23 protein-coding genes and 1 pseudogene are annotated in these 25,803 nt (G+C 59.4%); 17 read left to right on the top strand and 7 right to left on the bottom strand.

Annotated elements, in window-relative coordinates:
* Positions 1 to 66: 66 nt before the first annotated feature.
* From ACYZT2_RS17165 to ACYZT2_RS17175, 3 genes are all read right to left on the bottom strand, one after another.
* Complete coding sequence (locus ACYZT2_RS17165; RefSeq protein WP_461965847.1) at positions 67 to 990, bottom strand: pyridoxal-phosphate dependent enzyme; 924 nt, start codon at positions 988 to 990, stop codon at positions 67 to 69.
* A gap of 272 nt (positions 991 to 1,262) precedes the next feature.
* Positions 1,263 to 1,931: an HAD-IA family hydrolase gene (locus ACYZT2_RS17170; RefSeq protein WP_461965849.1), complete on the bottom strand. Its 669-nt coding sequence runs from the start codon at positions 1,929 to 1,931 to the stop codon at positions 1,263 to 1,265.
* Between the two features lie 124 nt (positions 1,932 to 2,055).
* Complete coding sequence (locus tag ACYZT2_RS17175; RefSeq protein ID WP_461965851.1) at positions 2,056 to 2,463, bottom strand: response regulator; 408 nt, start codon at positions 2,461 to 2,463, stop codon at positions 2,056 to 2,058.
* Positions 2,464 to 2,677: 214 nt separating this feature from the next.
* Here ACYZT2_RS17175 and ACYZT2_RS17180 point away from each other — a divergent pair.
* Both ACYZT2_RS17180 and ACYZT2_RS17185 read left to right on the top strand, forming a co-directional pair.
* A pseudogene (locus ACYZT2_RS17180) lies at positions 2,678 to 2,827 on the top strand (hypothetical protein); the annotation flags it as partial.
* A 75-nt stretch (positions 2,828 to 2,902) separates the two neighbouring features.
* A complete protein-coding gene (locus ACYZT2_RS17185) occupies positions 2,903 to 3,841 on the top strand; it encodes a class I SAM-dependent methyltransferase (protein ID WP_461965853.1) in 939 nt (312 codons plus the stop codon).
* 122 nt (positions 3,842 to 3,963) lie between these two features.
* On the opposite strand, the gene ACYZT2_RS17190 is transcribed toward ACYZT2_RS17185, so the two are convergent.
* Entirely contained in the window at positions 3,964 to 4,737 is a 774-nt protein-coding gene (locus ACYZT2_RS17190) for a helix-turn-helix transcriptional regulator (protein WP_461965855.1), read from the bottom strand.
* 111 nt (positions 4,738 to 4,848) lie between these two features.
* Between ACYZT2_RS17190 and ACYZT2_RS17195 the strand changes: the two genes are divergently transcribed.
* On the top strand, positions 4,849 to 5,952 hold the full coding sequence (locus tag ACYZT2_RS17195; RefSeq protein WP_461965857.1) for a polyamine ABC transporter substrate-binding protein: 1,104 nt from the start codon (positions 4,849 to 4,851) through the stop codon (positions 5,950 to 5,952).
* 192 nt (positions 5,953 to 6,144) lie between these two features.
* Positions 6,145 to 7,266, top strand: coding sequence for a DmpA family aminopeptidase (locus tag ACYZT2_RS17200; RefSeq protein WP_461965859.1), 1,122 nt, complete (start codon positions 6,145 to 6,147; stop codon positions 7,264 to 7,266).
* Positions 7,267 to 7,449: 183 nt separating this feature from the next.
* Here ACYZT2_RS17200 and ACYZT2_RS17205 read toward each other — a convergent pair whose 3' ends face one another.
* Entirely contained in the window at positions 7,450 to 8,103 is a 654-nt protein-coding gene (locus ACYZT2_RS17205; RefSeq protein ID WP_461965861.1) for an NAD(P)H-dependent oxidoreductase, read from the bottom strand.
* Between the two features lie 100 nt (positions 8,104 to 8,203).
* On the opposite strand from ACYZT2_RS17205, the gene ACYZT2_RS17210 reads away from it, so the two are divergent.
* Positions 8,204 to 8,842: a TetR/AcrR family transcriptional regulator gene (locus ACYZT2_RS17210; protein WP_461965863.1), complete on the top strand. Its 639-nt coding sequence runs from the start codon at positions 8,204 to 8,206 to the stop codon at positions 8,840 to 8,842.
* A gap of 18 nt (positions 8,843 to 8,860) precedes the next feature.
* On the opposite strand, the gene ACYZT2_RS17215 is transcribed toward ACYZT2_RS17210, so the two are convergent.
* Complete coding sequence (locus ACYZT2_RS17215) at positions 8,861 to 9,832, bottom strand: GlxA family transcriptional regulator (protein ID WP_461965865.1); 972 nt, start codon at positions 9,830 to 9,832, stop codon at positions 8,861 to 8,863.
* A gap of 164 nt (positions 9,833 to 9,996) precedes the next feature.
* Between ACYZT2_RS17215 and ACYZT2_RS17220 the strand changes: the two genes are divergently transcribed.
* The 10 genes from ACYZT2_RS17220 (at position 9,997) to ACYZT2_RS17265 (ending at position 21,210) form a co-directional block, all read left to right on the top strand.
* Complete coding sequence (locus ACYZT2_RS17220; protein ID WP_461965867.1) at positions 9,997 to 10,779, top strand: MBL fold metallo-hydrolase; 783 nt, start codon at positions 9,997 to 9,999, stop codon at positions 10,777 to 10,779.
* Positions 10,780 to 10,971: 192 nt separating this feature from the next.
* The gene (locus ACYZT2_RS17225) at positions 10,972 to 12,345 is read left to right on the top strand and encodes a glutamine synthetase family protein (protein ID WP_461965869.1); all 1,374 of its coding nucleotides are present in this window, start codon (positions 10,972 to 10,974) and stop codon (positions 12,343 to 12,345) included.
* A gap of 7 nt (positions 12,346 to 12,352) precedes the next feature.
* A complete protein-coding gene (locus ACYZT2_RS17230) occupies positions 12,353 to 13,747 on the top strand; it encodes an aldehyde dehydrogenase family protein (RefSeq protein WP_461965871.1) in 1,395 nt (464 codons plus the stop codon).
* A 3-nt stretch (positions 13,748 to 13,750) separates the two neighbouring features.
* Positions 13,751 to 14,911, top strand: coding sequence for an iron-containing alcohol dehydrogenase (locus ACYZT2_RS17235; RefSeq protein WP_461965873.1), 1,161 nt, complete (start codon positions 13,751 to 13,753; stop codon positions 14,909 to 14,911).
* A 156-nt stretch (positions 14,912 to 15,067) separates the two neighbouring features.
* A complete protein-coding gene (locus ACYZT2_RS17240) occupies positions 15,068 to 16,633 on the top strand; it encodes an amino acid permease (protein WP_461965875.1) in 1,566 nt (521 codons plus the stop codon).
* Between the two features lie 212 nt (positions 16,634 to 16,845).
* Positions 16,846 to 17,733 carry a YghX family hydrolase gene (yghX, locus tag ACYZT2_RS17245; protein ID WP_461965877.1) on the top strand — a complete coding sequence of 296 codons (888 nt, stop codon included), beginning with the start codon at positions 16,846 to 16,848 and terminating at the stop codon, positions 17,731 to 17,733.
* A gap of 236 nt (positions 17,734 to 17,969) precedes the next feature.
* On the top strand, positions 17,970 to 18,158 hold the full coding sequence (locus tag ACYZT2_RS17250) for a DUF1843 domain-containing protein (protein WP_461965879.1): 189 nt from the start codon (positions 17,970 to 17,972) through the stop codon (positions 18,156 to 18,158).
* 36 nt (positions 18,159 to 18,194) lie between these two features.
* Positions 18,195 to 18,839, top strand: coding sequence for a DUF1842 domain-containing protein (locus ACYZT2_RS17255; protein WP_461965881.1), 645 nt, complete (start codon positions 18,195 to 18,197; stop codon positions 18,837 to 18,839).
* A 54-nt stretch (positions 18,840 to 18,893) separates the two neighbouring features.
* Positions 18,894 to 19,475: a DUF1842 domain-containing protein gene (locus ACYZT2_RS17260; RefSeq protein ID WP_461965883.1), complete on the top strand. Its 582-nt coding sequence runs from the start codon at positions 18,894 to 18,896 to the stop codon at positions 19,473 to 19,475.
* Between the two features lie 271 nt (positions 19,476 to 19,746).
* Positions 19,747 to 21,210, top strand: coding sequence for a GDL motif peptide-associated radical SAM/SPASM maturase (locus tag ACYZT2_RS17265; protein ID WP_461965885.1), 1,464 nt, complete (start codon positions 19,747 to 19,749; stop codon positions 21,208 to 21,210).
* A gap of 272 nt (positions 21,211 to 21,482) precedes the next feature.
* On the opposite strand, the gene ACYZT2_RS17270 is transcribed toward ACYZT2_RS17265, so the two are convergent.
* Positions 21,483 to 22,904 carry an MFS transporter gene (locus ACYZT2_RS17270; protein WP_461965887.1) on the bottom strand — a complete coding sequence of 474 codons (1,422 nt, stop codon included), beginning with the start codon at positions 22,902 to 22,904 and terminating at the stop codon, positions 21,483 to 21,485.
* Between the two features lie 129 nt (positions 22,905 to 23,033).
* Between ACYZT2_RS17270 and ACYZT2_RS17275 the strand changes: the two genes are divergently transcribed.
* Both ACYZT2_RS17275 and ACYZT2_RS17280 read left to right on the top strand, forming a co-directional pair.
* On the top strand, positions 23,034 to 23,921 hold the full coding sequence (locus tag ACYZT2_RS17275) for a LysR family transcriptional regulator (RefSeq protein WP_461965889.1): 888 nt from the start codon (positions 23,034 to 23,036) through the stop codon (positions 23,919 to 23,921).
* A 535-nt stretch (positions 23,922 to 24,456) separates the two neighbouring features.
* Positions 24,457 to 25,803 carry a saccharopine dehydrogenase C-terminal domain-containing protein gene (locus ACYZT2_RS17280; protein WP_461965891.1) on the top strand — a complete coding sequence of 449 codons (1,347 nt, stop codon included), beginning with the start codon at positions 24,457 to 24,459 and terminating at the stop codon, positions 25,801 to 25,803.

A 25,803-nucleotide genomic window follows, 5' to 3' on the forward strand; every position in this document is an offset into this window, starting at 1 on the left:
GCTGAAACCTGTAAAAGTCAGCCGTGGGGCTCGCAACACTGGGATAGTGTTCGGGCCCTAGGTTGCTTACGCCCCGCCGTTCAGGCGCGCCCAGCCCGCAACCAATTGCGCGCTGATGCTAACGCCGCCGCACACCACAATCACCACATCATGGGCCTCGGCAATCGCGGGATGGTTCAGGTACGCCACCGCCAATGAAACGCCGCACGCCGGCTCGACCAACTGACGCAGGTCGTTGGCGTAACGAACCACGCCCATAATCGCCTCATCATCGCTGAGCACCACGCATTCGTGCGCAAAGTCGAGGATGTGCTCCACCGGCCAGGCCGCCACCTGCGCCGCGCCAAGTGATGTGGCGACGGTGTCGATGCGCGGCAATCTGACCGGGTGGCCGGCACTGATGGCGGCCGCGAAAGACGCCGCGCCCTGGGTTTCGCAAGCAACGATCCGACAATCCCTGCGCTGATGACGGATCAGTCCAGTGAGCAGCCCCGCCAGCAAACCTCCGCCGCCCACCGACGTCACCAACACATCGACCTGAGGACAGTCCTCAAGGATTTCATCGACCATCGTGCTGTGCCCTTCCCACAACACCGGATGATCGAAGGCTGGCACGTATTCCGTATCAGCACCCTTTGCGAGCTCTTTCGCCCGTTGATTGGCTTCGTCCCAGACCTTGCCGTGGACGATCACCTCGGCACCGGTTTTCCTGATCCTGGCGCGGGTGGTTTCCGGGGTAGTGTTCGGTACCACAATGCAGGCTTTCAGCCCAAGGTTGGCCGCGGCCACGGCGGTGGCTAACCCGGCGTTACCACCGGAAGGACAAACCACTTTGCGCTTGCCCTGCTCCGCTGCCTGGCTACACAGCAGGCCCATACCGCGCAGTTTGAACGAGCCGCTGGGTTGCAGGTTTTCCAGCTTGAGCCAGATTCGCCGGGCCGGGGTCGACAGGCCCGGGTGCAGAATCAGGGGCGTTCTGATGTGAAGCATCGTGTGCTCCTTGTGACGCCCTCGGCTCATCGAGATGTTCAACGAGCCGGGAGTGAATAGATAGAATCATCCTTATCCAAGCTTAGTTCACCCAGCCCTCCGGCTATCGTTCTGGCGATGCGCTGGCAACCCTGGTGATGACGATTGATTCCCGGAATCTACTGAAATCACCACAAATCTACTGTGGGAGCGGGCTTGCTCGCGAAAGCGATTCATCATTCAACATTGATGTCGACTGATACACCGCCTTCGCGAGCAAGCCCGCTCCCACATTAACGTGCGTAGAGGCTGATTTGGCTGTGGAGATCCACCCGCGCCTCGACCGAGTCATAACAGGCCAAAGTGGTATGCGGGGTCTGGAGCGGATGAACGTGGGTCGCGGTGATGACCATGACGTGACCACCCGCCGCTTCACCTGCGCGAATCCCCACGGCGGCGTCTTCGAAGATCAGGCAATCGGTGGGCTCGACCCCTAACCGACGAGCGGCCAGCCGATAACCCGCAGGGTCGGGTTTGCCGGCGCTGACGTCTTCCGCCGTGATCATCACACCCGGTTCGGGAATGCCTGCCGCCGCTATTCGGCGCAGGGCCAGCGCCCGTGGCGCGGAGGTGACGATGGCCCATTGGTTGGCAGGCAACGACTTGAGGAAACTCGCCGCGCCGGCCACCTCGACAATCCCTTCCACATCCTCGATTTCCGCCTCGGTGATCCACGCGGCTTCAGCTTCAGCGTCTACACCGGGCAAGGCCAGACGGTTGATGGTGTCGATGGCGCGAACGCCGTGGATGGTTGGCAGGAAGGTATCGACATCGACGCCGTGGCGCAGGGCCCAGATGGTCCAGATCCGCTCGGCGGCTGCGATGGAATTAAGGACCGTTCCGTCCATATCGAACAGAAAAGCGCGGTACGAGGTGTTGAACACGGTTGCTTGAACTGACAAAGGACGATTTCCAGAACCAGGCGAATGTTGTCACGCAATGTACATCACCCGCGTAGGAGCTGCCGTAGGCTGCGATCTTTTGATTTTGCTTTTAAAAGCGAAAGATCGCAGCCTGCGGCAGCTCCTACACGGTCCGGTTCGAATGCAAGGCGGTTTGCACACAATCGAGCAACTTTCCCACCGCCCAAGGCTTCTTGATGAACGCCACCCGATGCTTGACCCCCGAACTTTCCGGGGTTTCGAAGCCGGACATGATCATGATCGGTTTGTCTGGCCAACGGTCGCCGAACTGATTGGCCAGGTCCGCGCCATTGAGTTTGCCCGGCATGGTGATGTCCGTCAGCAACAGACCTACCTCCGGCGCGTGCTGCTCCAGAAACTGTGACGCGGCGTCCGCGCTGACCTGTGGTTCAACCGCAAAGCCTTCCTCCTGAAGAATTTCGCACAGAAACTCCAGGATCAACGGGTCGTCCTCAACCACAAGAATCAAACCGTCAGACAAGTGTGCGCCCGCCGTCGATACTGGACTCATGACTGTGCCACTCCCTGATTGCGCAAATAGTTTCGCAGGCTCAAATCCGCCACCTACAGGTATGAGCAGCGGACTTCGTGGAAATTCATTTTTGATACAGTCAGACGACGAAATCAGCTGAAGTGCATTCTTTGTCGCCAGTTGCTACAGATTGGTCCGGTTTTGATGCCGGTTTCATCGCGTCCTGGTCAAGCAGTATCTGGCCAAGGCTGGCGTGGAACTGCCGGTGGGCAAACTGGACATGGGCGTCTACAACTTGAGCGATCGCAACTACGAAACGCTCTACATGCAGGCCAATGCGGCCGCGCCTTACCCTCATGCCGAAGGGCGTCGATTGGCGGTCAGCTATTCGGTGGATTGGTAAACGCGCGCGCGGTTGGTTCGTGGGGGGCGAATTGTGGTTAAAATGCCGCCCCCTTTAAATGGCCGATCTTGCCCGATGAATCCAGACGCCCTCTCCGTCCTCCACGACCATTTGCTGACAGCGCTTGCGGATGCACCCGCGCAAACCCGTCGGCTGTTCCACGGCCGTGGCCGCTGCTGGCCGGGGCTGGAGCAGTTGACTGTCGACTGGCTGCAGGGCGTGGTGCTGGTCTGCGTGTTCAAGGAACCGCAAGCGTCGCAACTGGACGATTTGAAGCAGCGGCTGATGGCGATCACGCAATCGCCAGCATGGGCGAAATCCGGCGCGCACACCTTGCTGCTGCAACATCGATACCTGCAGGAAAGCACCACCGAATGGCTGCTCGGGGAGCCGATCGAGGAGATGACGATCACCGAGGGCGGCCTGCATTATCGCGTGGACCTGGGCCGCAAACAGAACACCGGCCTGTTCCTCGACATGCGCTACGGCCGCGATTGGGTGCGGGCCAATGCTGATGGCAAGCGGGTGTTGAACCTGTTCGCCTATACCTGCGGGTTTTCGGTGGCCGCCATCGCGGGTGGCGCTACGCATGTGGTCAATCTGGACATGGCTCGCTCGGCCCTGAGCCGTGGCCGCGACAATCATCGGCTCAATGGGCATGATCTGAGCAAGGTGAGTTTTCTCGGCCATGACCTGTTCAAGTCCTGGGGCAAGGTCATCAACAATGGTCCTTACGATCTGGTGATCATTGACCCGCCGTCCTTTCAGAAAGGCAGTTTTCTGCTGACCAAGGATTACCAGCGCGTGCTGCGCCGCCTGCCGGAATTGCTCAGCCCTCAGGGCACGGTGCTGGCCTGCATGAACGATCCGGCTTTCGGTGCGGACTTTCTGATCGATGGCGTCACCCGCGAAGCGCCGAGTTTGCGGTTTGAGCAAAGGTTGGAGAATCCGCCGGAGTTTCCGGATGCCGATGTTGAGTGCGGGTTGAAGGCGTTGGTGTTCAGGCAGGGTTAGATCAAAAGATCAAAAGATCGCAGCCTTCGGCAGCTCCTACGGGGGTTGGGTACACCCATTACATTGAGGTTGCATACGATCAATGTAGGAGCTGGCGAAGCCTGCGATCTTTTGATCCTGATTCAACGCGGCTGCAACACCAGGGCAAACAACTCTCCATGCCCACTCACATTAAGCTTGTGATAGAGATTGCGCCGATGCACCTTCACCGTTTCCGGGGAAATCCCCAGTTGCTGGGCGATGGCTTTGCTGGAGAAACCCTGGAGAATCAGCCGCGCCGTTTCTACTTCGCGCACCGACAAACGCGCATCGAAACGATCCAGCAGAGTCGCCAGATCGCCAGCCACGGCCTCGGCGGTCGGCCCTTCCGGGGGCACCAGTTGCAAATGACGGCGCATGGCCGCCAGCACCCAGTCGCGCACGCACAAAAGACGACCCTGCTCCTCAAGGGTGAACGTCGTCGAGCGCCCCAACGATAAACCGAGCACCGCGCCGTCGACGTTGACCATGAACTGCAACTCGTCGCGACCCACCACCGAGCGGAAGTAGCTCAGGTAATACTCGCTCTGCTGAAACTGGTCGGGAGCCACCGCGGCCAGGCTGTGCAAGCCATCGGCAATACCGGCACAAGCGGCCTGGTAGAACGGGTCGAGCAGGTACATGCCGGCGCTGTAGTCCGCCAGTTCTTCATCCTCGTCGGCGCCGCCCCTGGAGTCGAAATCAATCAGCAGCCGTGGCACCCGTCCCGATCGCATCACCGCGACCAACGCGTTATCCAGCGGCACCAGCAACCGCAATGTGTCCACCAGCGCACGCCAGAAACCGTCCTGCCCCAACGCGCCAAACACCCGCGCCAATCCCTGGTGCACCGGCAATTCTTTGAGCAACGCGTCCACGCCCTACCCCTTTCGAGTAACCCATGATGGGAATGGGTGAGTCCCCCGCCTGCCGATACGCTGCAAGCACCTGATCATCACCGGCCTGCAGCAGGCCAGGAGTGCCGCATCATGAGTTGTCATCGCTCGCATATCAACCTGGGACTGGGCGCCTGTTTGTGCGCTTCGCTCTCGGCGGTCGCCGCTGACGCCCCCACCGTGAACGTCTACAACTGGTACGACTACATCGGCCCCAACACCTTGCAGGATTTCAAGCGCGACACCGGAATCCAGCCGGTTTACGACACCTTCGACAGCGCCGAAGTCCTGGAAGGCAAACTGCTGACCAGCCGCAGCGGCTACGACGTGGTGGTGGCCAGCAACTTCAGCCTGCCGACGCTGATCAAGGCCGGGGCGCTTGCACCACTGCCCCGCGCGCAAATGCCTGACTACAAAAACATGGACACCGCGCTGCTGGCGAAACTGGCCAACAACGATCCGGGTAACCAATACGCTGTGCCGTATCTGTGGGGCACCAACGGCATCGGCTACAACGTCGACAAGGTCCGCGCCGCGCTGGGCGACAAGGCGCCGGTGGACTCTTGGGAGCTCGTGTTCAACGAAGCGAACCTGGCCGAGCTCGGCGGGTGCGGCGTGGCGATGCTCGACTCGCCTTCGGAGATGCTGCCGGTCGCGCTGCATTACCTGGGCCTGCCGCCCAACAGCACCAACCCCGAGGACTACAAGAAAGCCCAAGCGCTGCTGCTCAAGCTGCGCCCGCACATTGCCTACTTCAATTCTTCAAAATTCATCAGCGACCTGGCCAACGGCAACATCTGCGTGGCGGTGGGTTGGTCCGGCGCGATGCTGGAAGCCAAGACCAACGCCGAACAAGCGGGCAACGGCGTGAAGATCGCCTACAGCCTGCCGAAGGAAGGTGCGCCGGTGTGGTTCGACACCTTGGTGTTGCTCAAGGACGCGCCACATCCGCAGCAAGGCCTGGCGTTCATCGACTACTTGATGCGCCCCGAAGTCATCGCCCCGGTCACCGATCACTTGTCCTACCCCAACGGCAACCGCAACGCGACCAGCCTGGTGGCCGAGGCGACCCGCAACAACCCTGCCATTTACCCACCGGCCGAAGCCATGGCCAAGCTGTTCACCCTGGAACCTCTGCCCAAAGCGACCGAACGCGTACGCACGCGCGTCTGGAGCACTGTGAAAAACGGTCAGTGATTCCGAATGCCGCCCAGCCGAGCGCAATCCCATGTGGGAGCGAGCCTGCTCGCGATGGGGCCATCAGGTTCCACACTGGCGGCGACTGATCCACCGCTATCGCGAGCAGGCTCGCTCCCACAGGTTCCGCACCTGACTGGCATTTGTCAGTAAGCCCATTTTTTTTGCCACGAATTGACGATGAGAGAAACGATGAAACCACGAGCCCGCGACCTGAACATTCAGTTCGGCCAACTGCAACCCGGCCCCCTCAATGCCATCACCGATGTGCCCGGCGTACGCATCGGCCACAGCAATGTGCGAGGACAAACCGCCAGCGGCCGCGACATCTACACCGGTGTCACGCTGATCGAGCCCCGTGCCGGTTCCGCCAATCAACAGCCGTGCTTCGCTGGCGTCCATGTGCTCAACGGTAACGGCGACGCCACGGGGCTTGAGTGGATTCGCGAGGCCGGGCTGCTGACCAGCCCGATTGCCTTCACCAACACCCACAGCCTGGGGGTGGTACGCGACGCGCTGATCGTTTTGGATCGTCAGGAGCAACCTGACGACGGGCGCCTTTACTGGAACATGCCGGTAGTGCTGGAAACGTTCGACGGCTTGCTCAACGACATCAACGGTTTTCACGTACGTCCTGAACATGTGGCCCAAGCGCTGTGCGCAGCCGTCGGCGGCCCGGTCATAGAAGGCGCGGTGGGCGGTGGCAGCGGGATGATCTGTCATGAATTCAAGGGTGGGATCGGCACCGCATCGCGACGGCTGAATAGCGCTCAAGGAGGCTGGACCGTCGGCGCAATCGTCCAGGCCAACCACGGCATTCGTCACGAACTGCGCGTCGACGGTTACCCCGTGGGGCGTTATATGGAGCAGGTCGACTCGCCCTTCCTCAAAGCCTCCCTGCCGCATCCGGGCATGGGCTCCATCGTCGTTTGCCTGGCCACCGACGCGCCTCTTTTGCCGCACCAATGTACGCGCCTCGCGCAACGTGCCAGCCTGGGCCTGGCCCGCACCGGTGGCGGCAACGAAGACCATAGCGGCGACATTTTCGTCGCCTTCGCCACCGGTAATCAGCACGTGCCGCCGGCCGCTTACGAAGGCAAAGGCGCGCCCACCTGCGACCACCTGAGGATGGTCAACAACGACCACATCAGCGAACTGTTCCTGGCCGCCACCGAAGCTGTGGAAGAAGCCATCATCAACGCCCTGCTGGCCTCGAACACCACCCAAGGCAACGGCCATACGGTGCCGGGCCTGGACGCCAACACCTTGCTCAAAGCGCTGCGCCAGGCCGGTTGGCCGGGGGGATTAGACTAATGGTACTTGAGTGCCAGCCCCCGGCTTCTTACGATGATGATACGTGGCGGTTGGAGGTTTAAGCCGTTGCGTAGGTGGTGAGTGAACTGAACCCCAATAAGCTCACCACTTGTTTCATGCGCATCTTGAGCCTCTGGCTCTACTTCCTCCCCATCAAAGAGCTCGAGGCTCTTTTTTTGTCTTTCAAAAAGCATCGGCGTTGACCGGTCGGCAATGGTGAACATCCTGAGCCGCGTCGCTGCATCTGGATCCACCGAAAAGTTCACGACCGATCACCCGCGCAGCCTCCAGATGAACCGTCGGCGCCTGGACTTCCGATTCGAGCAGCAGCTCGGACGTCACAACGCAGGCACCGCAATAATCGAAAATCCCATGGTCGATCTGCGTCTTCATGGCGTCGGCATAACCATGGCGCGCATAGGTTCCCGCGTCGGCGCCACCGACACCCACAAGGTGAACCCGCAGATGGCGAAGCTTCTTCTCTAACTTGGCATCCATACTGAAATCGAATGCCCAGCCATTGGCGAACACCCGATCGATCCAGCCTTTGAGCAGCGCCGGCATCGACCACCAATAAACCGGATACACCAGCACCAGCGCATCGGCGCGATCGATCCTCGCCTGCTCGGCGGCAACATCGGCGGGGGGTGGTGCTTCCCGGTGATGGACGGCGAGATCGGCCGCGCCGAACAGCGGATCGAACCCTTGTGCCCAGAGGTCTGCGATTTCGAAAGAATTGTCGGGATCGGCCCCGGATAAACCTTCAGCGATTTGCTTCGCGAGGTTATGGGTGAGCGACCGGGGATCATGATGAGCCACAACGATGAGCGCGTGCATGTCGAAAACTCCTGCCAGGGAATGAGTGATTGAGGGCTAGAAGCGAGCCTTATATACTCTTGGTAAGTTACGATCAGTAAGCTACTTTTGGTACATAAGCATGTCAAGCACCGAAATACCCGAGCAGGATCCCAGCCCGCAACCGCGCCGTCGGATGTCGCGGGAGGAGCGCCAGCGCCAGTTGCTGGACGTCGCCTGGCAGCTGGTTCGAGAGGAAGGCACGGAAGCGTTGACCCTGGGCCGGCTCGCCGAACAGGCAGGGGTTACCAAACCGGTGGTTTACGACCATTTCACCACCCGCCCCGGGTTGCTGGCGGCGCTTTATCAGGAGTTCGACGCGCGTCAGACCGCACTCATGGACGCCGCGCTTCAAACCAGTGAACCGACGCTGGCCAGTAAGGCAATGGTCATCGCCTCGTCTTATGTTGATTGCGTGCTTCTTCAGGGCCGCGAGATACCCGGCGTGATCGCCGCGTTGACCAGCTCGCCCGAACTGGAAAAGATCAAGCGCGAGTACGAAGCGATCTTCATGGACAAGTGCCGCAACGCCCTCCTCCCCTTTGCCGGCACGGGCGAAATCACGCCAGCGAGTCTGCGGGCGATGCTCGGTGCAGCCGAGGCGCTGTCCCATGCCGCCGCGACCGGAGAAATCACGGCGGTGCAGGCGCAGGACGAACTTTTCGCAACGATCGTGACGATGGTCGAAAGGAGCGCCAAGACTCGCGCACAGCCGCAGTAGGCTCGCGCAGCGCACGCCTCAACGACGCCGATACTTGGCCGGAGTCTCGCCGACCTGGCGGGCAAATAAGCGGGTGAAGGTGGCAACGTCACGGTAGCCAATTTCAGCGGTAATACGCGCGATGCTCCAGCTGCTGTTGGTTAATAACTGCTTGGCTTTCTCCACCCGTGCCGCCTGTAGCAGGGCCAGCGGCGATTGGCCGGTTTGCGCCTTGACGCGCCGCAGCAGGGTGCGCGAGCTGACGTGAAAGGCCTGTGCCAACTGCTCAAGGTCGTAGCTCGCAAGCAAACGCTCGCTCAGCCACTGCGCCACGCTTTGCGCAAACGACGGCAGGCCTTTTGGCATCAACGTGGCGTCCATATAGGGTGCCTGGCTGAGCCGCTGATTTTGCAGCAGGGTAATCCGCGCCGTGGCGCTGGCCACTTGAGCGCCAAAGCGACCCTTGACGATATGCAGCGCCAAGTCGAAGGCCGAGCTAACCGCACCCGTGGTAATCACCGCGCCGTCCTCAAGCAAAATCGCCTCCTGGCTGACCTTGGCGGTTGGGTAGCGACTGATCAGCTCTGGCGCAAACAACCATGCGGTGGTGACATTGCGGCCGGCGATCAGACCCGCTTCGCCGAGTAGAAAACTGCCAATACAGACTGCGGCCACCGGCGTGCCGCGGGCAAAGGTCTTTTGGATAAAGCTGATCTCGCGCGCCAACAGCGCAAGCGTGGCAGCCCACTGCCCACGGCCGCTGATTTGCGGGCCGGGAATGATCAGCAGATCGTATTTGCCGGTTGGCTTTTTCACACCCACGGCAATCCCGCCCGCACAGGTAACGCTACGCCCGCCGAGCCCCACCACCTCGAGTTCAAACGGCGTGTGCTCGGTGTTTTTAAGCTCACGGGCAATGTGGCTGGCGATCAGCAGCACATCGACCACCGCGAACACTTCGGTACCCATGCAGCCGTCATAGGCCAGGATCGCGATGCGGCTAATGGTCATTTTCTACTTTTCTCGCGGCAACTGACTCGACTGGCGATATTGCCATTATAAATGTCGATCTAGCCAGCACCAAAACAAGCCTTTGCAGCACATGATTCGCCGTGCAACTCGCACCCCACCTCGAGCCGAGGCGGGATGAACTTTAATGATGAACGAGGCACGGCATGAAAATCACTCAACTGCGCAATGCAACCTTAATCCTGCAAATCGGTGATTACCGCATCTTGGTCGACCCCATGTTGGCGGGCAAAGATGCCCTGCCACCCCTGGGGCTATTCAATGGCCGGCGGCAACGCAACCCAACGGTTGAGCTACCGGAACTGGCCGAAAGCGAGCTGGCCCTGGTGACCCACTGCTTGCTCACTCATTGCCAGAAAGGCCACTTCGACCATCTCGACCGGGCGGCGAAAAAATGGCTGCGCGAACAGCAAATCCCGGTTATTTGCACGCCTCACGACGCGGCGTATCTAACCGAGCGCGGCCTGAATGTGCAGCCGCTGCCGGAGGATCATCACAACCCCTGCCGGTTTTTCGAAGGCACGATTAACACCCTGCGCTGCACCCATGGCGAAGGTTTGGTCGGAAAATTCATGGAACACGGCGTCGGCTACCTGATTGCAATGCCCGGCGAGCCAAGCCTGTATCTGTCCGGCGATACCATCATGACCGCCGCCATTCGTGACTTTGTCGCCAGCCAACAACCGGATGTATCGGTGATCCCGGCCGGCGATGCCAGCCTCGATATCGGTGGCGACATCATCATGGGCGTCGAGGATGTCATCGAGTTCACCCGTTTGGCCAAGGGCATAGTGGTTGCCAACCACCTGGAAGCCCTCAGCCATTGCCCGGTAACCCGCACCGAGTTGCAAACCGCAGCGTTCAGCGCCGGCATCGCTGCGCGTTTACGCATCCCACAGGATGGCGAAACCCTCGAGTTCAACCGTTAGGCTCAGCCACCCATATGGAACTCGCCTGACTCAACAGCTAGACCGTCCCCCCTTGATTGTCGATATCGAGGTGCGCCGAGACTTGCGCACAGCAACGGTAGGCTAAGCTCTTGGTAGCTCATCGCTCGCAATGCTCGCGCACCCGATAATTCATGGGTGACAGGCCCAAACCTTTCACGCAGGACTGACGTGATGACCGAGCCCCTCCTCAGCTTTGATGCACTCAAGCGAGCCGCTGCCGCAGGCGAGATCGATACCGTGCTGGTCTGCATGGTCGACATGCAAGGACGATTGGTTGGCAAGCGCTTCCAGGTCGAGTTTTTCATCGACAGCGGTCACGAAGAAACACACTGCTGCAATTACCTGCTGGCTGACGACATCGACATGGAACCGGTGCCGGGTTATGCCGCGGCCAGCTGGAGCAAAGGCTATGGCGACTTTGTACTGAAACCCGACATGGCCACCTTGCGTCGTGTGCCTTGGCTTGAGTGCACGGCACTGGTGCTCTGCGACGTGCTCGATCATCACCACAGAAGGGACCTGCCGCACAGCCCGCGGGCGATCCTGAAAAAGCAGATCGAGCGCCTGCGCGAACGCGGCTATACCGGCATGTTCGCCTCGGAGCTGGAGTTCTATCTGTTCGACGAGAGTTACCAGGCGATCCACGAGCGCAACTACCACAAGCCGAAAACGGCCGGCCATTACATCGAGGATTACAACATCCTGCAGACCACCCGCGAGGAGCCGGTCCTGCGGGCTATTCGCAAACACCTGCAGGCGTCCGGCATTCCGGTGGAAAACTCCAAGGGCGAATGGGGGCCGGGGCAGGAAGAGATCAACATCCGTTATGCCGATGCCCTGACCATGGCTGACCATCACGTGATCATCAAACACGCCTGCAAAGAGATCGCGCAACTGCAGGGCAAGGCGATCACGTTCATGGCCAAGTGGCGCTATGACGCCGCCGGTTCCAGCAGTCATGTGCACAATTCGTTGTGGGACAAAAATGCCAGGAAGCCACTGTTCTTTGATCCCAAGGCCGAGTTTGGCATGTCGAAGCTGATGCGCTCCTGGGTGGCCGGGCAGCTCAAATACGCCAACGACATCACCTGTTTTCTCGCGCCCTATATCAACTCGTACAAGCGCTTTCAGGCCGGCACCTTCGCGCCGACGCGGGCCGTATGGAGTCGGGACAATCGCACCGCAGGTTTTCGTTTGTGCGCGGAAGGCAGCAAGGCCATCCGCATCGAATGCCGCATCGGTGGCGCCGACCTCAACCCCTATCTGGCCTTCGCTGCCTTGATCGCCGCGGGCCTGGCCGGAATCGACGAGAAGCTCAGCCTGGCGCCGCCCTTCGAGGGCGATGCCTACGTCGACGAGCACTTGCCTGAAGTGTCGAAAACCCTGCGCGAGGCCTGCGCCGCACTCAAGGCGTCGAGCATGTTGCGCGAGGCGTTCGGCGATGAAGTAATCGAACATTACGTGCACACCGCCGAGTGGGAACAGAAAGAGTACGACCGGCGAATCACCGACTGGGAACTGCAGCGCGGCTTCGAGCGCTATTGAGCACGCCATGAGGACTACGAAGATTCAGCTCATCTCACCGGTCGATGGCCAGATCTATGTCGAGCGTCGGTGTGCCGATATGGCGCAGATCGATCAAGCGCTGGCCGACGCCGCAATCGCCCAGGTGCAATGGAAACGCCGGCCATTGAGTGAGCGCGCCGCGTTTTGCAGCGCCGCCGTGGACGCGATGCTGGCGATGAAAGACCAGATCGTGCCGGAGCTGGCCTGGCAGATGGGCCGCCCGGTGCGCTTCGGCGCCGGCGAGCTGCGCGGTTTTGAAGAACGTGCGCGGCACATGATCGCCATTGCGCCTGAGGCGTTGGCGGCAATTGAACCTGCGCCTGTCGCCGGTTTTCGGCGCTGTATCAAACGTGAACCGCTGGGTACGGTGCTGGTCGTCGCCCCCTGGAATTACCCCTACCTGACGGCCGTGAATACGATCATTCCGGCACTGATGGCGGGCAACAGCGTGATCCTCAAACACGCTTCACAATCGCTGCTGGTCGGCGAACGGTTCGCCGAGGCGTTTCGTCGCGCAAATCTGCCCGAAGGGCTATTCCAGAACCTGCTGCTTAGTCATCTTTATACCGCGGCGATCATTGTCTCTGAACGGGTGCAACAGGTTAACTTCACCGGTTCGGTCGACGGCGGCAAGGACATGCAAGCCGCCGCCATGGGCCGCTTCCTCGGCGTGGGCCTGGAGCTCGGCGGCAAAGACCCCGCCTATGTCCGGGTAGACGCCAACCTTGAGCATGCGGTGGAAAACCTGGTGGACGGCAGTTTCTTCAACTCCGGGCAAAGCTGCTGCGCCGTCGAACGTATCTATGTCGATGAAAAAATCTACCCGGCCTTTGTCGAGCGCTTCGTCGCCTTGACCCGCCAATACGTACTCGGCAATCCGCTGGACGAAGCCACCACCCTCGGCCCGCTGGTCACGCCGAGCGCCGCTGAATTCGTTCGTGGGCAGATCGCCGATGCGCTGGCACAAGGGGCCAGGGCGTTGATCGATCCAAAGGACTTTCCCGCGGACGCGCCGGGCAGCGCCTACCTCGCGCCGCAGGTATTGGTCGACGTCACCCATCAAATGTCGGTAATGCGCGAGGAAAGCTTTGGCCCGGTGGTCGGCATCATGCCGGTTACCAGCGACGACGAAGCCATCGCGTTGATGAACGACAGTGAGTTCGGGCTCAGCGCCTCGATCTGGACGCAAGACCTCGCTGCCGCCGAACGCATCGGCGACGAGATCGCCACCGGCACCGTATTCATGAACCGCTGCGATTATCTGGACCCGGCCCTGGCCTGGACCGGGGTGAAAAACAGCGGGCGCGGCGTAACGCTGTCGCGCCTTGGCTATGAACACCTGACCCGCGCGAAATCCTTCCATCTGCGCCACGAGATCTGAGCCATGAGCCTGACCGCGAACTGGAACTACCCCACGAGCATCCGCTTTGGCGTCGGCCGCATCGCCGAACTGGCCGAGGTCTGCCGCAGCCAAGGTATCCAGCGACCGTTGCTGGTCACCGACAGTGGCTTGGCGCGTGCCCCGATCACCGCGGCGGCGCTGGAATCCTTGCGCTCTGCCGGTCTTGGTGTCGCGCTGTTTTCTGACCTCAAACCCAACCCCGTTGAAGCCAACCTGGCGGGTGGGCTCGATGCGTGGCGTGCAGGCTTTCATGATGGCGTGGTCGCCTTTGGCGGTGGCAGTGGCCTGGACATGGGCAAGCTCATCGCGTTCATGAGCGGTCAGACCCGACCGGTTTGGGATTTCGAAGACATCGGCGACTACTGGACACGCGCCGACGAAAGCAGCATCGCCCCGGTCATTGCAGTGCCGACCACCGCGGGCACCGGTTCCGAAGTCGGCCGCGCAGCGGTGATCATCGACGAGCGCACGCACACCAAACGCATCATCTTTCACCCGAAAATGATGCCGCGCGTAGTCATCAGCGACCCAGCCCTCACCGTCGGCATGCCGGCAAAAGTCACCGCCGGCACCGGCATGGATGCGTTTGCCCACTGCTTGGAATCGTACTGTTCTCCCGGCTTTCATCCGATGGCCGAAGGCATTGCGGTGGAAGGCATGCGCCTGGTGGCCAACGCCTTGGTACGAGCGGTACACACCCCCTCCGACCTCGACGCGCGCGCGCAAATGCTGGCGGCTGCGGCGATGGGCGCTACCGCTTTCCAGAAAGGGTTGGGCGGGATGCACGCCCTCGCGCATCCGGTGGGCGCCCTGTACGACACCCACCACGGCATGACTAACGCCACTTTCATGCCCTATGTGCTGAAGTTCAATCGCCCGGCCATCGAAGAACGCATCACCCGTCTGGCGGCTTATTTGCGTCTGCCCTCCCCGGGCTTCGACAGCTTTCTGGCCTTCGTCCTCAAGCTGCGCAAAGACATCGGCGTGCCGCATACGCTGTTTGAGCTGGGCGTGGATGACAAGCAGGCCGATCTAATCGCGGACATGGCGATTGTCGACCCCTGCGCCGGCGGCAATCCGTTACCGTTGACACGAACTGGCGCGGCAGAAATTTTCGACGCGGCGTTCCACGGCCGGCTCTAGAACAATCACCTATCCATGGCCAACGTGTGAGCACGCAGCCTGGATGGGTTTCAACCGTTAGAGGCAGGAGCAGTACGACAGGGGGTTGAAGACAAACCCATTCGGCACGCACCACGCGGATGGATGTGGATCAAAACCTGAACAAGAGCACACGCTATGAGTCCAGTAAGCCAACCCGGCGCCACCGCGCCACAAGACGACGACCTCAAGGTGTTGCACAACATGGGCTATGCCCAGCAACTCTCGCGACGAATGGGCGTTTTCTCCAACTTCGCCATTTCCTTTTCGATCATTTGCATCCTCTCGGGTGGCATCAACTCGCTGGCCCAGGGCACCTCGGGTGCGGGCGGTGCGGCAATCGGCATCGGCTGGCCACTCGGCTGTCTGATCTCCGGGGTTTTCGCCATGGCCATGGCCCAGATTTCCTCGGCCTACCCCACCGCTGGTGGCCTCTATCACTGGGGCTCGATTCTCGGTAACCGCTTCACCGGCTGGCTGACGGCCTGGTTCAACCTCTTGGGGTTGATCACGGTGCTCGGCGCGATCAACGTCGGTACCTACTACTTCTTTTTCGGAGCCTTCGGACCGGCCCTGGGCATGGAAGACACCATCACCACACGAATCACGTTCCTGGCGATCCTGACCGGCGTCCAGGCGTTGTGTAACCACTTCGGCATCGGCCTGACGGCAAAGCTCACTGACTTCTCGGGCTACCTGATCTTCGCCACCGCGATCGCGCTGACCATCGTCTGCCTGATCGCCGCACCCAGCTATGAGTTCGCCCGGTTGGTGACCTTCGGCAACTATTCCGGCGAGGCCGGCGGCAACGTCTGGCCACAGGTGTCGAACAGCTGGATTTTCATGCTCGGCCTGCTCTTGCCGATCTACACCATCACCGGCTATGACGCCTCGGCGCATACCTCCGAAGAGACCCGTCAGGCAGCCTGGTCAGTGCCGCTGGGGATGGTCAGCTCGGTGGCCTGGTCGTTGCTGTTCGGCTGGGTGATGCTCTGCTCGTTCGTACTGATGCTGCCGAGCATGGACGAAGCGGCGAAGCAGGGTTGGAATGTGTTCTTCTGGGCGATGGACACTCAGGTGAATCCGACGATCAAGATGGCGCTTTACCTGGCGATTTTCATCTCGCAGGTTCTCTGCGGGCTGGCGACCGTGACCTCGGTCTCACGCATGATCTTCGCGTTCTCCCGTGATGGCGGCCTGCCCTTCTCGAAAGCACTGGCCTCGGTCTCACCGACCCATCGCAGCCCGGTGGCGGCGATCTGGACCGGTGCCACCCTCGCGGTATTGTTCGTCTGGGGATCGTCCCTGGTGTCGATCGGCGAAACACCGGTCTACACGATTGTGGTCTCCTGTACGGTGATCTTCCTGTTCTTCTCTTTCATCATTCCCATCGTACTGGGCCTGTTTGCCTACGGGACCTCGAAGTGGCCGACCATGGGACCGTGGAACATGGGGCGCGGGTTGTACTCGTTGTTCGCCATTCTCTCGATCCTTTCGATGGTGCTGATCTTTGTCATCGGCATTCAGCCACCGAACGATTGGGCGCTGTACATCACGCTCGGTTTTCTGATTCTGACGGCGATTGTCTGGTTCGCCTTTGAAGCCCGGCGCTTCCAGGGCCCGCCGGTGGGCGAGATGATCATCAAGCGTCAGGCAGAAATCGCAGCGGCTGAAGAGGCGTTGAATAAACAAGCGGGGGCGTAAAGCGATCTGTAGCAGCTGTCGAGCTTGCGAGGCTGCGTTCGGCTGCGAAGCAGTCGTGAATACGGCATCCACGGTTTGATTGATGCACCGCGTCGTCTGGTTTTGCGACTGCTGCGCAGCCGAACGCAGCCTCGCAGGCTCGACAGCTGCTACAGCGCCCCGCTTTTTTTGGCGCCGAACCGAATCCGGATCAACCAACAGGAAGCGCGCAGATGGACCGTCGCACGGCGAAAGATTTTGCCCCTGAACTGCTCGAACTGTACGACTACTACGCCCACGGCATAATCAACCGGCGAGAGTTTCTTGATCGTGCGGCGCTGTTCACCTTGGGCGGCATGACGGCCTCGGCCCTCCTCGCCGCCCTGAGCCCGAATTATGCGCTGGCCGAGCAGGTGCAATTTACCGACCCGGACATCATTGCCGAGTACATCACCTACCCCTCGCCCAAGGGTCACGGCCAGGTTCGGGGTTATTGGGTGCGCCCTGCGAAAGCCACCGGCAAGGTGCCGGCGGTGGTGGTCGTGCATGAAAACCGTGGGCTCAACCCTTACATCGAGGACGTCGCCCGGCGTCTCGCCAAAGCGGGGTTCATCGCGCTTGCCCCAGATGGCCTGACGTCGGTGGGCGGCTATCCCGGCAACGATGACAAAGGCCGGGAACTGCAGCAGACCGTCGACCCTGAAAAGCTCATGAATGACTTTTTCGCCGCCATCGAGTGGCTGATGAAGCATGACGCCACCACCGGGAAAGTCGGCATCACCGGCTTCTGTTATGGCGGCGGGGTTGCCAATGCCGCAGCCGTGGCGTATCCGGAATTAGGGGCCGCTGTGCCCTTTTATGGCCGTCAGGCAAAGGCTGAAGATGTCCCCAGAATCAAAGCCCCGCTGCTACTTCACTACGGCGAACTGGATACGCGCATCAATGAAGGGTGGTCCGCTTATGAGCAGGCGTTGAAAGCGGCCGGCAAGACGTATGAAGCCTATATCTATCCAGGCGTTAACCATGGCTTTCATAACGACTCCACGCCTCGATACGATGATGCCGCCGCCAGGCTTGCCTGGGACCGAACATTGGCTTGGTTTCGGCGCTATTTGGCTTGATTAATCAAATACGAATAATGGCGATAAGGAACTTGGCGCTTACGAAGAAGTAACCGAACAGGTCCTCCTTCATCGCCAATCTTGATATTGAACATACCGCCACCTAACCCATCGCGATTAATAAAATAATATTAAAAATTACTCTTCTATTGCCCATTGCATATTTATCGGCGCCTGCTTAACTGCAAAAACTGCTGATGACAGCAGTGTTCGCAACTACCACGGAAGGAGTCGTTATGAGCCGTTCACCTTCTCATCCCATCCCCCCTTATGGGGCCGCCATCCATGACGCGATCACGGAAGGCAATCTGCAGCAGATGAAGACGTTATTGAAACAACGCGATGCATCCAAGCCTGAACCCAAAGAGCTACAGACCGCTTACGATAGTTTAGCCAAGGAAGTTTCTCGGCAGGAACAGCGCTAGCTCTGTTTCCCCCTTATTGCAATGGAGGCAATAACCATGTCTGGTTCTAATCAGCAACCTGTCGGTTTGTTCCCGCTCGGCTACCGAATTGGTACTTCGATGCCGGGTGCACAAAGTCTGGCACTCAATCTTCTGGTCTTTACCCCTGATGAAACTGTCAACGGCACCGCTGCAATCACTCAGGCGACCAACCCGCCGCTGGATGTGCATTCCGATGTCTGGGGCGAGTACACCTACCTGACAGTCATGTCACCCGGCGCCAGCAAAATCCTGATCACCGCCCAAGGCAATCACGGCGGCCCGGGCTCGAATTCCATCGTGAATTTCAAGTTGCAACTGGTAGTGGGCACCGATTGGAAAGAAGGTATTGCAAACTACTCGTACTTTAATGGTCAGCAGTGGGTCGAGGTCAACAATGCTCCCGCCCATCTCATTGAGGCGGTGCCGTCCCACGTCTCTCCGCTGCCGTTGGAACCCGGCCCGGTGATTCCACCGGAGTCATCTTATCCGCCCATCATGCCGCTGTACGCCGCCCCGATTCAAAGTGCAATGGCCAGTGGTGACCTGGCCCAGATGAAAAATCTGTCGCGCCTGGTCCAGCAGCAACTGGATCAGCAACCCCAACTGCAGACGGCGCTTGAAACGGCCAAGGAAGAAATCAGCCGGCAGGAACGCCGCTGACTCGACCACGAAATATGCCCGACTTGTCTTGAATACAAATAAGGGAGTAGCACCATGTCAATCGGACTTTTTCATACCCGCCTCAACGTCAGTAATCACCTGCTGGGCGCACCGGTTTTAGCGCTCGATCTGCTGGTGGATACCGCAAAGAAAAAAGTCAGCGGGATTGTCAGTATTGTCCAAAGCACCTACCCGCCCCTCAACTTCCGTGCCCGTGTCTGGGGTGAATACTCTGAGGCCAAATTGGTGCCGACGGCGGAGAACCACATCATTCTCACCCTGGCGGGCAGCCCGAGCGGCCCTCTCAGCCAGATCGCCCAGACCTTCGGTTTGAAGGGCATTTTAGGCGGCGATTGGGCGAGCGGTTATGCCGACTACAAGTACCAGGAACAGGGCCACTGGCATTACGTGAAACACGCAGCGGTCAGCCAGGCTCCCGTTATTGTGCGCCCAGAGCATCCGCACCATGCAGTGCCGCTCTACGCCGTCGCGGTACAGCAAGCGCAAACCAGCGGTGACCTGGCGCAACTGAAAGCCGTGGTCAGCCAGGGTGAACAGCAACTGGCCCACAGCGGTGCACTGCGCAATGCACTGGACCAGTTGAACGTTGAAATCGCCCGGCTGGAGGCTCGCTAACCCGCACTGCCCGGGCTGGCCCCAACCTGTGGGAGCGAGCCTGCTCGCGATGACGGCGGTACATTCAGCGCCAATGTTGGCTGACCCGAAGCTATCGCGAGCAGGCTCGCTCCCACAGGGCTGCGGTGTTCAGTCCTTAACTGACTGGCATTAGCCGAGCCCGGGCTCTTTTCAACTTCAACAGGTAAATCCGGTCGCGCCACTGACCCAAGGAAGGCGCGAACACTTCGATGGATTCGTGCCGCGCACGCATTGTGCGCAAGGATTTCCCATGTCAGACAGTCGCCCTGCCCGCTACCTCAGTGAAACCGACCTCAAACGCTACGTGCCCGTGCATGTGGTCTGGGAAATCACCCTGGCCTGCGATCTCAAATGCCTGCATTGCGGCTCACGCGCCGGTCATCGACGCCCCGACGAATTGAACACCCGGGAATGTCTGGACGTCATCGATTCCCTGGCGACCCTCGGCACTCGCGAGATCACCCTGATTGGCGGTGAAGCCTATTTGCGCAAGGACTGGACCCAATTGATCCAGGCCATCCACGATCACGGCATGTATTGCGCCATACAAACCGGCGGACGCAACCTGACACCGGCGAAAATGCAGGCAGCGGTGGATGCCGGGCTCAATGGCGTCGGTGTTTCACTGGATGGACTGGCCCCGCTGCATGATGCTGTGCGCAATGTTCCGGGCTCGTTCGACAAGGCGGTGGATACCCTGCGACGGGCCAAACAGTCCGGGCTTGCAGTGAGCGTCAACACCCAAATCGGCGCGGCCACATTGCCCGATCTGCCTGAGCTGATGGACCTGATCATCGGCCTCGGCGCCACTCACTGGCAGATCCAGCTGACGGTCGCGATGGGCAATGCCGTCGATCACCCGGAGCTGTTGTTGCAGCCGTATCAACTGCTGGAAGTGATGCCGTTGCTGGCGCGTCTGTATCGCGAAGGTGTCGACCGCGGCCTGCTGATGAACGTGGGCAACAACATTGGTTACTACGGTCCTTATGAACACATGTGGCGTGGTTTTGGCGACGAGCGCGTGCACTGGAGCGGCTGCGCCGCCGGCCAGACCGTGCTGGCACTGGAAGCCGACGGCACCGTCAAGGGTTGCCCGTCATTGGCAACGGTGGGGTTTTCCGGCGGCAACGTACGCACCATGAGCCTGCACGATATCTGGCACTACAGCGAAGGCATGCACTTTGGCCGACTGCGCGGTGTCGACGACCTGTGGGGTTACTGCCGAAGCTGTTATTACAACGACGTCTGCCGTGGCGGCTGCACCTGGACGTCGCACTCCCTGCTCGGCAAACCCGGCAACAATCCCTACTGCCATTACCGCGCGCTGGACCTGCAAAAACGCGGGCTGCGCGAGCGCATCGTCAAACTCGAAGACGCGGCAAAGACCTCCTTCGCCGTCGGACGTTTTGACCTGATCACCGAACGCATCGACACCGGCGAGAAGGTCAACAGCGTCAGCGACAGCGGCCAGGTGATCAAACTGGCCTGGGCGAACCAGGGCCAGAAATCGCCAGACGAAGGACGTATTCCACCGCAACTGGCGCTGTGTCGCGGTTGCTTGCAATACATCCATGCACACGAAGTGACCTGCCCCCACTGTGACGCCGATGTCGCCGCAGCAGAAGCCATGCACCAGACAGACCGTGCCCGGCAACAAGCGATTATCAACACCTTGACCGGCCTGCTGGGGATGCCGAAAAATATCTTGATGTGACCGTTGTCACGCACAAAAAAAACGCCACTCTGGGAATGGCGTTTTGTGCATTGGCGAATCGAAGACAGAGACATTCGGTGCGTATCAGATCGCCAAGATCGCAGCCTTCGGCAGCTCCTACAATATTTTCGTACACCTGGAGCTGCCGAAGGCTGCGATCTTTGTGTGCGATACGAACGACAGAAACCATTGCCTGACTCCTTCACTTCAACGCAGCCCATCTGCGCTGTGGAGGAAGTATCGGCATTCGATTTCAGGTGAACAATACCGCTTTACTGCAGTTCACTACCGCATGCAGTGCAGCCGTTGGAATCTCGCAGCGTCAGCGCGATTCCCAGTGCCAGGACGATCAACAGCGCGGCGACGGCAAACGTTATCCGCATACCGTTGGCGACGGCAGCGGGAGGTGCCGTGGTGATGTCTGCCGTCGCCGAGGCGAAGGCAAACACCGCGCCCATGACCGAGGCTCCAGTGATCAGTCCGAGATTACGCGACAGGCTGAGCATGCCGGCAATCACGCCACGCTGGTCCGGGCGGATGTCGGTCATGATCGCGGTGTTGTTGGCCGCTTGGAACAACGCGTAGCTGGCAGTGATCACCGCAATGGGCGCGAGGTAACCGAAAATGCCGAAACCCGCCGGCATCATCGATAAAGCACCCGTGCCGAGCGCCATCGCGGCGAGCCCGACGACGGTCATGCGCCGAGTGCCAAAACGGTCCACCAGGCGACCGGCCGGCACCCCGGTCAGCGCAGCCACCAGCGGGCCGACTGACAAGGCAAGACCGACAAACGCCGTACCGAGGCCAAGCGCACCCGAAAGATAAAACGGCCCGACCACCAGCGTCGCCATCATCACCGTCGAAACGAGCGTGCTCATGGCCAGGCTTGGGCTCAAACCCGACTCGCGGAACAGCGCCAATTTAATCAATGGCGAGGCAACCCTGGCCTCAACGAATATAAAAATCCCGGCGCCGACAACAGCCGTCAGCAGCAGCGCAATGTTGAGCGGCCCCAAATCACCGCGCCCGATCGTCATGGCCAGCGCATACGCCGCAAGGGTCAGTGCCAGCAGCAACGTGCCGGCCTTGTCGAAACCCACCCGCGGCGCTTTCGCCCGCTGTGCATCCGCCGGCAAATAGCGATACGCGAGCCAGATGTTCAGAATGCCCAGTGGCACGTTGAGCAGAAAAATCGCCTGCCAGCCGAAGCCGGAAATCAACAACCCACCGAGTGACGGCCCCAGCGTGGTGCCGACCGCCGACATCGTGCCGAGTAATCCCATCGCGCTGGCGGTCTGCGCTTTAGGCACCGTCTCTGCGACAAACGCCACGGTCAAGGCCAGCATGATCGCCGCCCCGAGCCCCTGCACGGCCCGGGCGCCAACCAGCCACCAAAGCGACGGCGCGACACCACACGCCAACGATGACAGGGTAAAAATGCCAATGCCCGTCAGCAGCAAGCGCCGACGGCCGACGAGGTCACCGAGTCGTCCGACACTGACAATCAGCGTGGTGATCGCCAGCAGATACGCCAGAACGATCCACTGCACTTCCTGAAAGGAAGCATCGAACGCCTCGGCCAGTATTGGCAAACCCGCGTTGGCAATGCTGGTGTCGAGTGAGGGCATCAACATCGACAGCGAAAGGCTCGCGAGCGCCCAGGGAACCGAGCCTGATTGAGTGATGAGTTTCATGGTTTGGCCACGTTTTGAAAGGTAGATCAGCAGCGTATTCCCGCGCGTGGCATGGCGGAAGACGCATGACTTGCACTTGATAGGTGCGTTTGACGCCATGTCATCCGCACGCCGTGCTAACGTTGGGGCATGACGACTCCCGACCTGAATTTACTGATTACCCTGGATGTGCTGCTCGCCGAAGGCAGCGTCGCACGCGCCGCCCAACGACTGCGCCTGAGCCCGTCGGCCATGAGCCGGGCGTTGGCGCGATTGCGTGAAACGACGGGCGACCCGTTGCTGGTCCGGGCCGGACGCGGTCTGGTGCCGACGCCCCGAGCACTCGAACTGCGCGAACAGGTCAGTCGATTGGTGCAAGATGCCGGAGCCGTTTTACGCCCCGCCGAACAGCTCGACCTCAAGCAACTGATGCGCACGTTCACGCTGCGCACCAGCGACGGTTTCGTCGAAAACTTCGGCCCGGCGCTGATTGCCCGCGTCGGTGAGCAAGCACCCGGCGTGCGCTTGCACTTTGTGCAGAAGCTGAACAAAGACAGCGCCGCGCTTCGCGACGGTTCCGTCGACCTGGAAACCGGCGTGGTCGGCGGCGCGACGAGCCCGGAAGTGCGCACCCGCGCGTTGTTCGAGGATCGCTTCATCGGCGTTGTGCGCACGGGGCATCCGCTGAGCCAGGGAGCGGTCACCGCCTCCCGTTATGCCGCTGGCAGGCACATCCTGGTCTCACGTCGAGGGCTCGATAAAGGGCCGATGGATGAAGCCTTGGAAGTGCTGGGACTGGAGCGCGAGATCACCACCATCGTCGGCGGTTTCTCGGCCGCGCTGGCGCTGGCTCGCGCCTCGGACCTGATCGCCACCGTGCCCGCGCAACACACCCGAAACCTGCGCGCAGGCCTGCACGGTTTTGCCCTTCCGTTCGAGCTGCCGCCGATCACCATTTCGATGCTCTGGCACCCACGGATGGATGCCGACTCAGCGCATCGGTGGTTGCGTGAATGTGTTCGAGAGGTTTGTACGTAGCCCAAGGTTTTCTGCTCCCTCACATAGCACATCACCAACCTGCATCCCATTTCCATCGCCGGGGATGGCATGTCCATTTCACCCTCAAATGCGCTCACGGCATTAATGAACTAGATAGAACAATGCTCATTAGATGATGACTAAGGCAAGAACTGTAAAGCGACTTGCCAATCCACAGAAACATTAAAAAACAGAGACTTAGCCTCTCTTAACGTTTGATCTCAAGAGTGGCCGACTGCAGCACCAATAGAAAATTGTTGCCTTTGGTAACGGCTTCAGCCTAGGATTGTGAGATGGGTTCAACCCTGCGTTAGAACTTCATTGGATATGGACTTCCTACATGAGCGATGACTTATGAAACATAGCATTGGATTGCTGCGCATTTACTCTCTTGATCCCTCCAGTACAATTCAAGGCCATTTTTTTCATGCCAGGCATTGACGTCTTTGCATCATTTTTTGGCGTCCTTAATTTAGTTCAATGCTTCGACAAGCATTGCTTTGCATTTTTTTCTGGGTAAGCACTAGAGGGGCCTATGAAACCCATCGACAACATAATAATTATAGGCTTTGGCAGCATTGCTCAAGGGCTACTGCCGTTACTAGTCGCCAACTACACGGCGAAGATTATTATCTTCGACAAAGAAATGGATGAGACACGGCAACATATCGCCAAAGAGTTTTCGGCCGACTTGAGTCAGGAGTTCATCACCGAGGACAACTTTTCAGAGATCATCTCCCCGTTACTTGGCAAAAACAGCTTTCTCTTGAATCTGGCAGTATCCGTTTCAAGCATCGCGCTGATCAATCTTGCTCAACGACGCGGGGCGCTTTATCTGGATACCTGTATAGAGCCTTGGGAATATGCCAACGAGAAGGATCGCGGCTTCACCAGCAATCATTGCTTGCGCGAGGCTTTAAAGAAATACGCACACACTAATACTGCGACAACGACAGCACTTGTCGCGCATGGCGCGAATCCCGGATTCATCTCCATTCTGCTCAAAAAAGCCATGCTTGAAATGGCTGTCATTAATGGCATTCATGATCGTCCAACGACCCAGTCAGAGTGGGCTGCGCTGGCCAAGAAGCTTGAAGTGCAAGTTATACAGATATCGGAACGAGATACTCAAGTCACTTCAAGGACTCGTGAGCCTGACCATTTTATATGCACTTGGTCAGTGGACGGATTCATTACTGAGTGTTTACAGCCAGCGGAGCTGGGCTGGGGCTCTCATGAAGAGACGGTACCTCATGGCGCGAAGGTTTACGACCACTCATTGGAGTTGGCCGAACGAGGGCGAGACGTCAGGGTAAAAAGCTGGTCACCTAATTATTTAGAGTTTGGCGCCTATTTATTAACACACAACGAATCGCTGTCCATTGCAGAGTATTTAACTTTAGGAGACCCCGCTGCCCCCCACTATCGTCCGACGGTTTACTATGCCTATCACCCTTGCGATCAAGCGGTAGAGTCGATGCAACTGCTTAAAGGCGGCCATGAGAACGACATCGTCTCCAAGGAAGTATTGAAAGACGATATTATCTCCGGGATAGATGAGCTGGGTATTTTTCTCATTAGTAAAAAATATAAATCCTATTGGCTTGGGTCTAATCTATCAATTGGCAAAGCCAAAAAGATGGCAAAGTACAATAGCGCGACCAGTTTGCAAGTAGTGTCGAGTATCGTCGCGGGAATGAAATGGGCTGCACAACATCCTGACTCAGGTATTTTGGAGTCGGACAATATCGACTGGGAATATATCTTCGATTTTGCGGAGCCGTTCTGGCAACCTATTGTTGCGCAGGAAACAGACTGGAAGCCAGGCCTACCGGATGATGCCTTATTGTTTCAGAATTTCCGGATACCTTCTGAGCACTGA

This window comes from Pseudomonas sp. MDT1-85, assembly GCF_054898065.1.